Origin of the sequence: Stackebrandtia sp. (assembly GCF_035643755.1) — a bacterium.
Taxonomy (GTDB): Bacteria; Actinomycetota; Actinomycetes; order Mycobacteriales; family Micromonosporaceae; genus Stackebrandtia.
In genome coordinates, this window is the sequence record NZ_DASQPW010000043.1 from 16,389 (window position 1) to 30,305 (window position 13,917).

14 protein-coding genes and 1 pseudogene are annotated in these 13,917 nt (G+C 70.5%); 8 read left to right on the forward strand and 7 right to left on the reverse strand.

Annotated elements, in window-relative coordinates; all coding sequences use genetic code 11:
- Positions 1–2 precede the first annotated feature (2 nt).
- The 3 genes from VE172_RS03180 to VE172_RS03190 form a co-directional block, all read right to left on the reverse strand.
- Positions 3–593, reverse strand: a complete 591-nt coding sequence (locus tag VE172_RS03180) for a TMEM165/GDT1 family protein (RefSeq protein ID WP_324797058.1) — start codon at positions 591–593, stop codon at positions 3–5.
- Complete coding sequence (larC, locus tag VE172_RS03185) at positions 590–1,780, reverse strand: nickel pincer cofactor biosynthesis protein LarC (RefSeq protein WP_324797061.1); 1,191 nt, start codon at positions 1,778–1,780, stop codon at positions 590–592. Before larC ends, VE172_RS03180 begins: the two co-directional genes overlap by 4 nt.
- Positions 1,781–1,883: 103 nt before the next feature.
- Positions 1,884–2,321, reverse strand: a complete 438-nt coding sequence (locus VE172_RS03190) for a nuclear transport factor 2 family protein (RefSeq protein WP_324797064.1) — start codon at positions 2,319–2,321, stop codon at positions 1,884–1,886.
- A 131-nt stretch (positions 2,322–2,452) separates the two neighbouring features.
- Between VE172_RS03190 and VE172_RS03195 the strand changes: the two genes are divergently transcribed.
- Together VE172_RS03195 and VE172_RS03200 are read left to right on the forward strand one after the other, a co-directional pair.
- Entirely contained in the window at positions 2,453–3,019 is a 567-nt protein-coding gene (locus VE172_RS03195; protein WP_324797067.1) for a TetR/AcrR family transcriptional regulator, read from the forward strand.
- Between the two features lie 24 nt (positions 3,020–3,043).
- Complete coding sequence (locus VE172_RS03200; protein ID WP_324797071.1) at positions 3,044–3,439, forward strand: VOC family protein; 396 nt, start codon at positions 3,044–3,046, stop codon at positions 3,437–3,439.
- Here VE172_RS03200 and larB read toward each other — a convergent pair.
- Positions 3,419–4,210 carry a nickel pincer cofactor biosynthesis protein LarB gene (larB, locus tag VE172_RS03205; RefSeq protein ID WP_324797074.1) on the reverse strand — a complete coding sequence of 264 codons (792 nt, stop codon included), beginning with the start codon at positions 4,208–4,210 and terminating at the stop codon, positions 3,419–3,421. The genes VE172_RS03200 and larB overlap by 21 nt on opposite strands.
- A 93-nt stretch (positions 4,211–4,303) precedes the next feature.
- Between larB and VE172_RS03210 the strand changes: the two genes are divergently transcribed.
- The 4 genes from VE172_RS03210 (at position 4,304) to VE172_RS03225 (ending at position 8,156) form a co-directional block, all read left to right on the forward strand.
- Positions 4,304–5,026 carry a glycerophosphodiester phosphodiesterase gene (locus tag VE172_RS03210; RefSeq protein ID WP_324797077.1) on the forward strand — a complete coding sequence of 241 codons (723 nt, stop codon included), beginning with the start codon at positions 4,304–4,306 and terminating at the stop codon, positions 5,024–5,026.
- A 181-nt stretch (positions 5,027–5,207) separates the two neighbouring features.
- Entirely contained in the window at positions 5,208–5,636 is a 429-nt protein-coding gene (locus tag VE172_RS03215) for an ATP-binding protein (RefSeq protein WP_324797079.1), read from the forward strand.
- A gap of 11 nt (positions 5,637–5,647) precedes the next feature.
- Positions 5,648–6,535, forward strand: a complete 888-nt coding sequence (locus VE172_RS03220) for a DUF5926 family protein (RefSeq protein ID WP_324797082.1) — start codon at positions 5,648–5,650, stop codon at positions 6,533–6,535.
- A 7-nt stretch (positions 6,536–6,542) separates the two neighbouring features.
- Positions 6,543–8,156 (forward strand): zf-TFIIB domain-containing protein, encoded by a 1,614-nt coding sequence (locus tag VE172_RS03225; RefSeq protein ID WP_324797085.1) that lies wholly within the window; start codon positions 6,543–6,545, stop codon positions 8,154–8,156.
- Here VE172_RS03225 and VE172_RS03230 read toward each other — a convergent pair.
- Positions 8,153–9,340, reverse strand: coding sequence for a homogentisate 1,2-dioxygenase (locus VE172_RS03230; RefSeq protein ID WP_324797088.1), 1,188 nt, complete (start codon positions 9,338–9,340; stop codon positions 8,153–8,155). The genes VE172_RS03225 and VE172_RS03230 overlap by 4 nt on opposite strands.
- Positions 9,341–9,438: 98 nt before the next feature.
- Between VE172_RS03230 and VE172_RS03235 the strand changes: the two genes are divergently transcribed.
- On the forward strand, positions 9,439–10,254 hold the full coding sequence (locus VE172_RS03235; protein ID WP_324797091.1) for a hypothetical protein: 816 nt from the start codon (positions 9,439–9,441) through the stop codon (positions 10,252–10,254).
- A gap of 3 nt (positions 10,255–10,257) precedes the next feature.
- The gene (fahA, locus tag VE172_RS03240; protein ID WP_324797095.1) at positions 10,258–11,475 is read left to right on the forward strand and encodes a fumarylacetoacetase; all 1,218 of its coding nucleotides are present in this window, start codon (positions 10,258–10,260) and stop codon (positions 11,473–11,475) included.
- 14 nt (positions 11,476–11,489) lie between these two features.
- Here the strand turns inward: fahA and pknB are convergent, their stop codons facing one another.
- Both pknB and VE172_RS03250 read right to left on the reverse strand, forming a co-directional pair.
- Complete coding sequence (pknB, locus tag VE172_RS03245; RefSeq protein WP_324797098.1) at positions 11,490–13,331, reverse strand: Stk1 family PASTA domain-containing Ser/Thr kinase; 1,842 nt, start codon at positions 13,329–13,331, stop codon at positions 11,490–11,492.
- Positions 13,332–13,378: 47 nt separating this feature from the next.
- Positions 13,379–13,917, reverse strand: a pseudogene (locus tag VE172_RS03250) (hypothetical protein); the annotation flags it as partial.

Here is a 13,917-nt window from a genome sequence, read left to right on the forward strand (position 1 = left end):
GGTCACACCGTCCGGATGAGTTCCACGACGGCCAGCGCGGCGAAGACCGCGAACAGGACCGCGGCACCGCGCTGAATCCAGCGCAGCGGGACGACCTTCACGACCACGCGGCCCAGTGCGACCGCCAGTCCCGCCACCGCGATCAGGGCGGCGGTGGCGCCGACGAAGACCATGACGGGGGCGTGGTACTTCGCCGCCAGCGCCGCGGTGGCCAGCTGCGAGGCGTCGCCCCACTCGGCGGCGAACAGCACGCCGAAGCTGGTCAGCGCGGTCGGCCAGAACCCTTGGCGGCGTTGGGGTCCTGCCGCCTCGTCGCCGTGGTCGTGCGACAGGCTCTCGCGGAACAGCAGCACCGCGCCGAGTCCGAACAGGATCGCCACCGCCGACACCACCACCCAGTGCGGCAGCAGACCGAGCAGCCCGCCCGCGGCCACGGCGATCACCGATTGCAGGGCGAAGGCCGCCGACACCCCGACCATCACGGGCGCGGGGCGGTAGCGGCTGGACAGCACCAGCGTGGCCATCATGGTCTTGTCGGGCAGCTCGGCGACGAAGATCAGGCCGAGGGTCGCCAGCAGCGGAACCCAGTTCATGCGTCCTCATAGTGTCGGGCGGCCAGGGCCGATGCCTTGGCGTACACCACCTTCACGGGTTGCCCCAGGGCGGAGGCGGCGGCGACGACGTCGTCGTTCTCGACCGAGACGTTGACCAGGCGGCCGTCGTGGCGGGCCAGCTTCACGCCGACGCGCTGACCCTCCACCTCCACCGTGGAGGATTCGCGGTCCAGCGCGAACTTGTCCACCTGGTACGCGCGCAGCCCGATGGTGGTGGTGTTGGCGAAGATCGCCGCGCGCACCCGCTGGGCGGCAGAGTCGCGGCACAGGACGTGCAGGGTGTGGGCGGGGCGGCCCTTCTTCATCTGGACGGGGGACAGCCAGGCGTCGGAGGCCCCCGCGTCGAACAGCGCCGACAGAGCCTGCGGCCACACCCTGGGGTCGAGGTCGTCGATGTTGGCCTCGAGCATGGTGGCCGTCGGGGACGGTGCGTCGCCGGGCTGCCCGAGCACGAGGCGCAGCAGGTTCGCCCGCTCCGACGGGTCGCGCCCGCCCGCCCCGACGCCGATGGTGTCCACCGTCATGGGCGGCAGGTGGCCGAAGCGGGAGGCGAAGCCGGCGATCAGGGCGGCGCCCGTGGGGGTGCAGGCCTCGTAGGGCACCTCGCCCGACACGGGGGCCTTCGCCGCGGCCAGGACCAGCAGCGTGGCGGGGGCGGGCAGCGGGATGCCGCCGTGGGCGCCGCGGGTGACGCCGCCGCCGCAGGTCACCGCCGAGGACACCACCGTGGACAGTCCGCGATTCTCGGCGAGCCAATGGAACCCCGCGCAGGTGGCCACGACGTCGGCCAGCGAGTCGAGGGCGCCGACCTCGTGGAAGTGGACGTCCTCCAGCGGTAGATTGTGGACGGATCCCTCGGCCGCGCCGAGCCGCGTGAACACGTCGATCGCCGTGTCGCGCACGGCCCGCGGCAGGCGGGCGGCGGCGATGAGCTCGCGGATGGCGGTGAAGCGCCGATCGACGGTGGACTCGCCGATCTCGACGTCCACCTTGGTCGCGGCGAGCCCGTGGCGGGACACCTCCGACACCGCGAGCCCGATGGGTTCGACGTCCAGCGCCGCGACGCTGGCGCGCAGCACCTCGATGGGCACGCCCGCCGACACCAGGGCGCCGAGGAACATGTCGCCCGAGGCGCCCGCACCACAGTCGAGCCAACCGATCGTCATGGCTCACCTCCATCCGGCACGCGACGACCCGAACGGCAATTATCGGCGACGGGCCGCCGTCGACCGTGCGGGATGGAGGTGAGTTGCCCCACCGATTCGCGGTCTACTCGCTCAGGGCATCCGTCACGATGCCGTCGACGCCTCCCGCGAAGTAGTCCCGCATCGAGGCGATCTTGCCGTCGCGCACCCGCACCACCTGGATATAGCGGGAGGCCCGCGAGACCCCGCCGACCTCAACGGACAGCTCGATCTCGGCGATGATCACCTCGGGGTCGGTGGTCTCGTGCACCACCAGCGAGGACGTCTCCTCGTCGACGCTGGTGCCGATCCGCTCGACCTTCGCCTGCAGGGTGGCGAAGACCCGCCCGATGGCCTCGCGGCCCTCGAAGCGGTTCGGCACCCCGTCGGCCAGCAGGAACGGGAACTCCAGCACCCCGTCTTCGTGGTAGAAGGCGGTCTGCGCGGTCACCTCCCCGTTCATCGCCGCGCGGACGCAGCGTTTCCACACCTCCACGGGGGCAAGGGTTGTCACTTCCGACATCATGGACTCCTCTTCTTGGGTCGGACGGCGCCCGCGCGGGCGCCGTCCACCGAACTAGAATCGGAGTCGCGACTCCGCATGAACTATACGGAGTCATCGCTCCGTTTGTCAACCCACGAGAGGAGCCCGCCGTGCCCGCCCAGCCCGCGCGCGCCGACGCCCGCCGCAACCGCGCGCGGATCCTCGACGCCGCCGCCGAGGTCTTCAACGCCCGCGGCACCGAAGCCTCCACACAGGACGTAGCCCGCGCCGCGGGCGTCGGCATCGGGACGGTCTTCCGCCACTTCCCCACCAAGGGCGACCTGTTGCGCGCCATCGTAGTGCGCGACGTCGAGGAGCTCACCGCCCAGATCGAGGCCCTGGTCACCGACGGCGACCCCGCCACCGCCTTCTTCGCGTTCTTCACCGACATGGTCGCCCGCGCCTCCTCCATGCGGACCATCGTGCGGCTGCTCGGCGAATCGGGCGCCGACCTCCAGGCCGACAAACCCCTGCGGCTGTGGAGATCCACCATCGAGCAGCTGCTGGCCAAGGCCCGCGACGCGGGCGCGGTGCGACGCGACGTCGGCGCCGAGGAGGTGCTCGCCCTGCTGCTGAGCACCTGCCAGGCGGCGGTGTCGGCGGGCTGGGACGCCGACCTTCAACAGCGCACGCTGGGCATCATCTTCGACGGCCTGCGGATCCGACCGTCGCCGTGATCCCGCACGGGTAGGTTGTGGCGCATGCATATCGCGCTCGTCGCCATCGTCGTCGAAGACTACGACCCCGCCATCGAATTCTTTGTGGACGTTCTGGGGTTCGAGCTGGCCGAGGACTCGCCGTCGGTGACCAACGACGGGCGTCCGAAACGGTGGGTGGTGGTTCGTCCGCCCGAGGCCCAGACCGGTTTCCTGCTGGCCAGGGCCGACGGGGAGCGACAGCGGGCGCTCGTCGGCGATCAACACGCCGGGCGCGTCGGCTTCTTCCTGCGAGTGGACGACTTCGACGCCCACTACCGGCGGATGCGGGACGCGGGCGTCGAATTCCTCGGCGCGCCCCGAACCGAGCCGTACGGCCAGGTCGTCGTGTTCCGCGACATCGCGGGCAACAAGTGGGACCTACTCGGCCCCGCCGCCTGACCCCACCCTGCGTACGATCCGCGCGGCGCATACCGCCGCCCCGAAGCCGTTGTCGATGTTGACCACGGAGACCCCCGGGGCGCAGGAGTTCAGCATCGTCAACAGTGGAGCGAGGCCGCCGAAGGCCGCGCCGTAACCCACCGATGTGGGCACCGCGATCAGCGGCGCGTCGACCAGGCCGCCCACCACCGACGGCAGCGCGCCGTCCATTCCCGCCACCACGATCACGCAGTCGGCGCGGGACAGGGTTTCGCGGTGAGCCAGCAGCCGGTGCAACCCCGCCACGCCGACGTCCGACACCGACTCCACGATCGCCCCGTGGGCGCGGGCGGTGAAGGCGGCCTCGGCGGCCACGGGAAGATCCGAGGTTCCCGCGCACAGCACCGCGATCGTCGCGGCGCCCGGTTCGGGCAGCGCGCCGACCGCGACCATGCGGGCAGTCTCCTCGACAGCCACCTCGGCGAACTCGCCGCGCAGCGCGGAACGGGCCGCTTCCGAGGCCCGGGTTACCAGCACGGGATGGTCGGGGTGGGCGGCGCGCAGCCGCGACACGATCTCGACCACCTGCGGCACCGTCTTTCCCGCGCCGTAGACCACCTCGGGCTCGCCGGTGCGCAGCGGCCGATGCGTGTCCACCTTCGCGAAACCCAGGTCGGCGAAGCCGGGCCCGCCCGCGAAAACGCCGTCGGTCAACTCCCGCGCCGCGGTTTCGGGGTCGCGTTCCCCCGCGGCCACCGCCGCGAGCAGCGCCTCGAGGTCTTGTCGCTTCATGACGGCCCATGCTGCCCCACCGCGCGACCTCGCGGTGCGGCGGGCGCCACAGCGCGGTCGCATCGCCAATCGGAGGCCATAGACTCTCGTGTCATGCCGCATCCCATGGTGGTCGCGCATCGCGGTGCGAACGTCGACCTACCCGAACAGAGCCTGGCCGCCTACACCCGCGCCGTCGAGGTGGGCGCCGACGCGATCGAGTGCGACGTCCGGCTCACCAAGGACGGTCACCTGGTCTGCCACCACGACCGCACCATCGGCCGCACCAGCGACGGCAAGGGCGCCATCTCCGAGCTCACCCTCGACGAGCTGCTCAAGTTCAACTTCTCGGGCCACCACCCGCGCGAGGGCGAGCACCACCAGATCCTCCCCTTCGACACCCTGCTGCGCCTGGTGAGCGAGGCGCCGCGGCAGGTCACCATGCTGATCGAGGCCAAGCACCCGTCCCGTTTCGGCGCCCAGGTGGAGCACGCGCTGCACAAGGCGCTATCCGAATACCCCACAGTGGACGTCGTGGTGATGTCCTTCGCGCGCGCGGCCGTCACCCGCTACCGGGAGCTGGACGCCGACGTGCCGCTGGTGTGGCTCTTCGAATACCCCGTCGCGGGCCCGCCGCGGGGCGCCGGGATCCTCGGTCCCCGCATCGACGTGCTGCGGGCCCGGCCCCGGCTCATCGAGCGGGCGCACGCCGCGGGCCAGCGGGTCTTCGTGTGGACCTGCAACACGCCTGGTGATGTTCGCTACGTGGCCGAGGCCGGAGCCGACGCGATCATCACCGACGATCCGGCGATGGCGCTGGAAACCCTGGGCAGGTAAGCGATCCCCATGTCAGGCCGATCAATAATTCACCCATATTCCGGTTGACGGGGGATCGGCCACGCGGTTCACCCATATGCCGGATTGGCGGAACAGCGGTATCTTCTAGACGGATCTGCAAGCTGTTCGGCGGATCAGCATCACCTGCGGCGTATCCGCGTGCGACTGGGAGGGCACGGCCATGCACACAATGGTCAACAGCCCCGCGTCATGGCAGACGCGGGTGCCGCATCATGCCCGCAGCGCCGCCGCCGTCCGTCGCTGGTTGGCCAATGTCGTCGGCGACATCGGTTCCGGCCGCCTCGCCGACCTCAACGCCGTGGCCACCGAGCTGATCTGCAACGCCGTGCGGCACGCCACCCCGCTTCCCGACGGCGACCTGTCCGTCCACTGTCACATCCGCGACGACGTCGTGGAGTTCGAGGTCACCGACGGCGGGGCCACCACCCGGCCCACGGTGCGCAGCCTCGACCCCGAGGCCGTCGACGGCCGGGGCCTGGTCATCGTGTCGGCCCTGGCCTCGCAATGGGGGGTGCGCGAGGAGTCGGTGGGGCGCACCGTGTGGGCGAGGCTACTGGGCACGCCCGAACCCCTCGTCGAAGGGCCGTAGGCTGTCGAGTTGTGAGTAAGCGACGCAAGCAACACCGCGCGACCGGCGCGGAGACACAAAAACCGAAGACCAGGGACGTGTTCGTCCCCCGGCCGTTCTCCGGTCTTCCGAACGAAGCCGACTGGGTCGCGATGCGCGAGCTGCTGCCCTCGGCCACCGCTCCGCTGCGGCTGAAGGCCGAATACGCCGAGCAGGTCGACGACCGCGAGATCACACTGGCCACCGTGCTTCCGCTGGCCTGGCCCGCGATGAGCCGCACCGACGGGCGGGTGTTCGTCGCCATGCAGCGCCAGTTCCAGTCGGGCGACGCCAGCCGCGACGTGGCCGCCTCGCTGCTGGCCGCGCTGGCCAGCGAGCCCGGCCAGCCGGTGGCGGTGCCCGCGCGCCCCGGACCGGGGCCGCGGCTGCAGGACCTGATCGACAACGACGCGCTCGAGGTGTCCATTCACGACACCTTCGACTTCTGGCTGGCCGACGACGCCGACACCGACGACCCGCAGATCCGGGCCAGCATGGAACGCGCCAACGCGTCCATCTATCCGTCGCAACGGGTCGAGACCGCCGACGCCGCCTACTGGTGCCAGACGCCCGAGCGCTCCCACCTGCGGGTGGTGCTGCCCGACGACGAGGACACCGCCCTGGCCGCGCTGGCCCGGTTGCGGGCCGCCGAGGCGCTCACCCTGATGCCGGACTCCAAGTTCGCCGGGATGTTCCGCACCGGCGGGCTACTGGTTCCGGTGTGGGACCTGCCCTCGGGCGCGTCCGCCAAGGAGTGCGAGGCGCCGCTGGCCGAGCTCGTGGAGCGCTACGCCGAGGTCAAGGCCGCCAGCGAGCCGCTGTCCTCGGCCGAGCGGCGCGCCCGCGACGGCCTGGTGGGCCGCCAGCTCACCCTGCGATAGCGCCGCGATGGAGCGAAGCAGCCGCGCGTCCCTGCTGATCGACGTGGCCCTGTACGGGCTGTGCGCGGCCTTCGCCGCCACCACCGCACTGTGGTCCACTTTGCCCGCCCACCGGTTCTGGGGAGCCATCGCGCTGGGCGGATACGTTCCGGCCATGCTGATCTCCGCGATGCTGGTGACGCGGTACGCGCTGCCCGCCATCGCTCGCATGTGGATCGCGCTGGGCGCCTCGGCCGCGGTGAGCCTGATGCCGCTGGCCGCCGAGGTGACGCAGCGCGCCGCCGGGGTGTCGGGCCGGTCCCAGGAGGAGGTCGGCGTCATCGAGGACTCCGGCGTGCGCCTGCTGAAGACCGGCTCGCCGTACCTGTCGGTGGACAAGATCGCCGACCTGCCGCACAAGCTGTTGGGCTACAACCCTTACCAGCCCGGCATGTCGGTCTTCGGGCTGCCGCGGGCGCTCACCTCCGGCGGCCTCGGCGACGCCCGGATCTGGTTCGCCGTGGCCACGATCGGCTGCGTCTTCGGCGCCCTGCGGGTGCTGGCGCGCTCCGGCATGCCGCGCGGCGTCGCGGTGCGGGCCGTGCAATCCGTTGGGGTGCTGCCGATCTGCGCCCTCACCCTGGCCACCGGCGGCGACGACCTGCCGATCCTGGCCGCCTGCCTGCTGGCCCTGGCCTTCGCGGCGTCCGGCCGGTTCACCGGCGCCGGGATCGCGGTGGGCTGCGCGGCGGCCGCCAAGCTCTTCGCCTGGCCGGTGCTCGTGGTGCTGCTGGTCCTGGCGATCCGGAGGCGCCGTGCCGCGGGCTTCGCGCCGCCCGCCATCGGGATTCCGCTGGTGACGCTGGCGCCGATCCTGCTGTTGCACGGCAAGGACTTCGTGGCCAACGTGGTGGACTTCCCGCTCGGCAGGGGGATGGTGGACTCCACCGCGGCGTCCCCGTTCCCCGGCTACCTGATCGCCAACCACCTGCCCGCGGGCGGCGTGATCGCGACCGTCCTGCTGGTGGTCGCCGCGATCGCCCTGGGCGTCTACGTCGTCGCGCGCCCGCCCGACACCGCGTACCGCGCGGCGGGCGTGTGCGCCGTCGGCCTGTTGGTGGCCATCGCGTTGATGCCGTCGAGCCGCTTCGGATACCTGTTGTACCCCGCGGTTTTCGGCGTGTGGTGGTGGGTGTTGAAGAACACCGCCCACCCGAACCCCGTGTGGTCCGCGAAGACCCGCACGTCACAGGTACCGTTAGTTCGTATGGAGATGACCTGTCCCAAGTGCCACGCAAAAATGCGGCAGTACGAGCGCAACGGCGTCACCGTCGACCAGTGCTCGGAGTGCCGCGGAATCTTCCTCGACCGCGGCGAACTTGAGCACCTCATCGACGCCGATGCGAAGTTCAACGCGCAGGCCGACGAGCCACCGACCAAGGTGCAGCCGACCACGCCACCCCCGGCGGCCCCGGCCCCGGGCCAGTACCCGCCGCCGGCCTCCCCGTACGAGTACGGGGGACAGCCGTATTACCGGCATTCCCACGGCGGCGCGCGCTACAAGCACTCCTACGGCGGCCACCATCAGGGGGGCTACGGCCGCAAGCGCCGCAAGAGCTTCTTCGACCAGCTCTTCGACTAGTCCGTCGGCGGGCGGTTCCAGGTCCACGCGTAGCCGGTGTCCTCACAGGCGAGCGCGCCCTCGCACAGCTCCAACGGCCGGAAGGTGTCCACCATGACGGCCAGCTCGTCGAAGTAGTCGACGCCGATGGCGCGCTCGGGGGCACCGGGCTGCGGGCCGTGCGTGAAACCGGAGGGATGCAGGGAGATCGAGCCCTGCTCGATCCCGGATCCCTTACGGGCCTCGTAGTTTCCGCCCGTGTAGAACAGCACCTCGTCGGAGTCCACGTTGTGGTGGTTGTACGGCACCGGGATCGAGTCCGGGTGGTAGTCCACCTTGCGCGGGACGAAGGAACAGATCACGAAGTTCGGTCCGGCGAAGGTCTGGTGCACCGGCGGCGGCTGGTGGATGCGTCCGGTGATGGGCTCGAAGTCGTGGATCGAGAACACCCACGGATACAGGTGGCCGTCCCAGCCGACCACGTCGAACGGGTGGTGGGCGTAGGTGAACCTGGTCCAGATGGTCGACGCGCCGCGGCCCCGGTGCTGCACGTAGACGTCGACGTCGGAGCCCTCGGCCAACAACGGTTCCGTCGGCCCCTTGATGTCCCGCTCGCAGTACGGCGAGTGCTCCAGGTACTGGCCGCGCACCGACAGGTACTTCTTGGGCGGGGTGATGTGCCCGGTCGACTCCACCACCAGTGTCCGCAACGGACTGTCCCCCGTGGGCACGATGCGGTAGATAGTGGACATCGGGACGATCAGGTAGTCGCCGGCGACGACGTCCAGCGCCCCGAACGACGTCTCGACCCGGGCCGACCCGTCCTCCACATAGAGGCATTCGTCGCCAATCGCGTTGCGGTACAGGGGCGACGGGGTGTCGGCCACCGCGTACGAGATTCGACAGTCCGCATTGGACAAAAGCGGGCGCCGGCCCATGACGGCGTCGCCGCCGCCGGAGTCCAGCTTGTGGGTGCGCAGGTGGCGCGGCTTCAACGGGTGATTCGGCTGCGGGTCGGCGCCGCTGGGCACGTACTCCTGGCTCGACGAGATCGCCGTGGGCAGGTACCGGTGGTACAGCAGCGACGAGTCGGAGGAGAACCCCTCCTGCCCCATGAGTTCCTCGGCGTAGAGGCTGCCGTCCGGTTGCCGGAACTGAGTGTGCCGCTTGTGGGGGATCTCCCCGACCGCGCGGTAGTAAGGCATGTCGCCCTCCCTGAGGAATCCGTTGCGAAACTTCTGTCAGCCTAACCCGCGTTCAGTCGCCGAGTTCGCGACGCCGATCACCCCGTACTGTGGTGGACATGACGCCGCCATCCGTCGCGATTCCCCCGCTGCTGCGCGGCCTGGTCGATGACGCCGCCGTGTTTCCGCCCGGCAACGCGGCCCTGCCCGACGCCCTGAGCGGGCACCGCGCCCACCGGGCGTCGTGGTTCGAGGACCTGGTGGGGCCGCTGTTGTTGCCGGTCGGCAAGCTGGGCGCGCTGTCCGGCGCCGACGCCCCGCTGCGGCTCGGGCTGATCGCCGACTCCGGCCCCGCGGCCGTGGGGCCCGCGATCGCCGCGCTGCCCGAGGGCGTGGTCGCCCATCACGTGGAGGCCCGCGCCGCCGACGCCGCCGCCCTCGACGCCCTGGCCGAATCCGCGAATGACTGGGGGCTGCCGACATTCGCTGAAATCCCGGTGACCGACCCCGCGCCGCTGCTCGACCGCCTGGCCGACGGCGGGCTGACGCCGAAGTTCCGCACCGGCGGGCTGGCGCCGGAACTGTTCCCCGGCCCCGAAACCCTGGCCGCGGCGATCGGCGGCTGCGTCGAACGCGGCCTGAACTTCAAGCTCACCGCGGGACTGCACCATGCGGTGCGCCACACCGACCCGTCCACCGGATTCGTCCACCATGGATTCGTCAATGTGCTGGCCGCGACGCTTGCCGCCGACGCGGGTGACGGTATCGAAACCGTGACAGATATGTTGGCTACGACCGAATCCGCGCCCCTCCTCGACCGGGTTCGCGACGCACTGCCGCTTCGCCGCCCCGCCTGGGTCGGCTTCGGCTCGTGCAGCATCACCGAGCCCCTCGATGACCTGATCGATCTTTCGTTGGTACGCAAGGAGAATTGAGACGTGAGCTGGGTCGCCGGAGCCGAGGACAGTCCATACGGCATCCACCATCTTCCCTACGGAGTCTTTTCCACCCCCGACGATCCCGCGCCGCGGCTGGGTGTCCGGATCGCCGACCGGGTGCTCGACCTGCGCAAGGTGGTGTCGGGCAGCACCTGCTCCGACTGCCCCACCTGCAGCGCGCTGGCCTCCGACACCCTGAACCCCTTCATGGCGCTGGGCCGCGAGGCATGGAGCAAGGTGCGCGGCAACATCACCGACGCCCTCACCGACTCCGACCTGGCCGGGGTGATCTCGCCGCTGCTCACCCCGATCGCCGACGCCCGGATGCACCTGCCGTTCACCCCCGGCGACTACGTGGACTTCTACTCCTCCGAGCACCACGCCACCAACCTGGGCGCCATGTTCCGCCCCAACGAACCGGCGCTGCTGCCGAACTGGAAGCACCTGCCGGTCGGCTACCACGGACGCGCCGGGACCATCGTGCCCTCGGGCACCCCGATCGTGAGGCCCCGCGGCCAGCTGCGCACCGGCGACGGCCGCACGGTCTTCGGGCCCAGCGCCCGCTTCGACATCGAGACCGAGGTGGGCTTCGTGGTCGGAGTGCCCAGCCGCCTGGGCACCACGGTGTCGGCCGACGCCTTCACCGAGCACGTCTTCGGCGTCGTCCTGGTCAACGACTGGTCGGCCCGCGACATCCAGACCTGGGAGTACCGCCCGCTGGGTCCGTTCCTGGCCAAGTCCTTCGCGACCTCGATCGGCACCTGGGTCACACCGCTGGACGCGCTGGCGGCCGCCCGGGTTCCCGCGCCCGCGCAGGACCCCGAAGTGCTGCCGTACCTGACCGAGTCCGACCGCTACGCCTACGATCTGGAGCTGTCGGTGTCGTGGAACGGCATGGAGGTGTCGCGGCCCCGCTTCGCCGACATGTACTGGACGCCCGCGCAGCAGCTGGCGCACATGACGGTCAACGGCGCCAGCCTGCGCACCGGCGACTTCTACGCCTCGGGAACGGTTTCCGGCCCGGGCAAGGACCAGCGCGGCAGCTTCCTCGAGGTCACCTGGGCGGGCGCCGAACCGGTGAAGCTTCCCGACGGTTCGACCCGCACCTTCCTGGAGGACGGCGACGCCGTGACCATCTCGGCCACCGCACCGGGCCCGCGCGGCACCATGCTGGGGCTCGGCGAGGTGACGGGCACCATCGCGCCCGCCCTCGACTGAATCCCTTTCGGCTCCTAGCCGCCGATGCCGCCGCGCTTGGCGGTCACCCGGATGGTGGTGCCCGGCTTCTTCCAGCCGCCCTTGCCCGGGGTCTGGCCGGTGATCACCCAGGTGTCGTCGGCGTCGGGGTTGTCGGTCACGATGCTGAAGTCGCTGCCGTATTCGGACTTGGCGTCGCCGATGGTCATGTCCTTCAGGTCGGGCACCTGCACGCCGCCCACCTTGATGTCGATGGTGGAGCCGGGCTCGGCCGTCTCGTCCTTGGTCGGGCTCTGCTCCTCCACCTGGCCGGGATCATCGCCCCCCGGGTCCACATAGGTCACCGAGCACTCGAAGCCGTCTTCCTTGATCCGCTGGCAGGCGGTGTCCTCGTCCAGACCCACCACGTCGGTGGCGTTCTTGAGGTTCCCGTTGGACACCGTCACCGTCACCGTCGTGTTGGGCTTCACCTTGGAGCCCGCGTCCGGCTTCTGGTCCATCCAGGTGCCCTCTTTTTCCTCGCTGTCCTTCTTGTCGCACTTGAACTTCAGGCCCGCCTTCTCCACGGCCGTCCGCATGTCGTCGCAGCCGACGTATCCCTCCAATGTGGGAACCTCGACCTTGCCCGCTCCCCGGCCCACCGACAGGATCACCGTGGAGTTCTTGTCCACCTTGGTGTTCTTGCCGGGGGTCTGCTTGGTGACCTTGCCCAGGTTGGCGTCGGAGGACTTCACCTTCTCGACCTTCGACTTCAGGCCCTTCTGGGACAGGGTGTCGACCGCCTCCTGCTGCCGCATGCCCACCACGCTCGGCACCGGGACCTGCGCCTCGCCCTTGGTGAAGTACCAGACCCCCAAGCCGATGCCCGCCAGCACCACCAGCGCGATCAGCACCGCCGCCACCTTGCGGCCGGTGCGTTTGGGGCGATACGGCTCGTCCACGGCGGCGGGCACCACGCGGGTGGCGTCGGCGTCGGCGGCCCCCAGCAGCTGGGTGGTGCCGTCGTCGATCGGCGCCTGGGTGGCCAGCACGGGGCGGCCGGCGATGGCGCGCTCCAGGTCGTCGCTCATCTCGCCGGCCGTCTGGTACCGGTTGGCCGGGCTCTTGGCCAGGGCCTGCAACACGATCGCGTCCACCGAGGGCGGCACGTCCGGGTCGACCTGGCTGGGGGGAATCGGCGCCTCCCGGACGTGCTGGTAGGCCACGCTGACCGGGTTGTCTCCGGTGAAGGGCGGGTTGCCGACCAGCAGCTCGTACAGCAGGCAGCCGGTGGCGTACACGTCGGAGCGCGCGTCCACGGTCTCGCCGCGGGCCTGCTCCGGGGAGAGGTACTGCGCGGTTCCGATCACCGCCGAGGTCTGGGTCATGGTGGCCTGGCCCGAGGCCATGGCCCGGGCGATGCCGAAGTCCATCACCTTGACCTGGCCGTTGGACGACAGCATCACGTTGCCGGGCTTGACATCGCGGTGGATGATCTGGTGGCGGTGGCTGAAGTCCAGCGCCGTGCACACGTCGGCCACGATCTCGCAGGCCCGCCGCGGCGACAGCCGGCCCTCGGCGATCAGCACCTCCTTGAGGGTGCGCCCCTCGACGTACTCCATGACGATGTACGGCACGGGGGTGGCGCCGGTGGTGTCCTCGCCGGTGTCGTAAACCGCCACAATGGACGGATGGTTGAGGGAGGCGGCGTTCTGGGCCTCGCGCCGGAACCGGGTCAGGAAGGTCTCGTCGCGCGCCAGGTCGGTGCGCAGCATCTTGATGGCCACGTCGCGGCCGAGTCGGAGGTCGGTACCGCGGTGAACCTCGGCCATACCGCCGTAGCCGATCATCGGCCCGATCTCGTATCGGCCGCCGAGCAGGCGGGGCTGCGCCGTCATGGTCTAGAAATCCTTTGTGTGATTCATCGTGGCGCCTGGCGAAACCATCAGTCGATCTCGCATCCGAGACCCTGGCAGGAGCTGCTGCCACCGTCGTTCGGTTGGCTGGAACCGTCGCCCGGCGAGCTGTTGTCGCCGCCGTTTTGCGGGACGCGGCTGGTGCGCACGGTGATCTCGGTGTCCGGGGACTGCTTTCCCTGTGGGGTGACATCCGCGGTGAAGCGCCCGTTGCCGTCGATCACGACGTGCTTGAAGCCCAGCTTCTCCAGGTCGTTTTGAACCTGTTCGGGGTTCTTGTTGATGTACTGGCTCGGGTCGACGTTGATCGTGTCGCCCTTGTCTCCGCCGTTGTCGCCGTTGCCGTCGGCCTGCGAGGTGTTCTTGCCGCCCCCACCGTCTCCGGTGTCGCCGCCGCCGCTGTTGCCGATGATCGCGACGATCCCGCCGACCACCACCACGACCGCCAGCACCACGCCGGCCACGATGAGCAGGGCCTTGTTGCGGCGCTGCTGATGCGGGGGCGTGTGCGGGCTGACCGGCGGGCCCACCGAGGTCTTGTCGACGTCGAGGCCGTGACCGGGCGGCG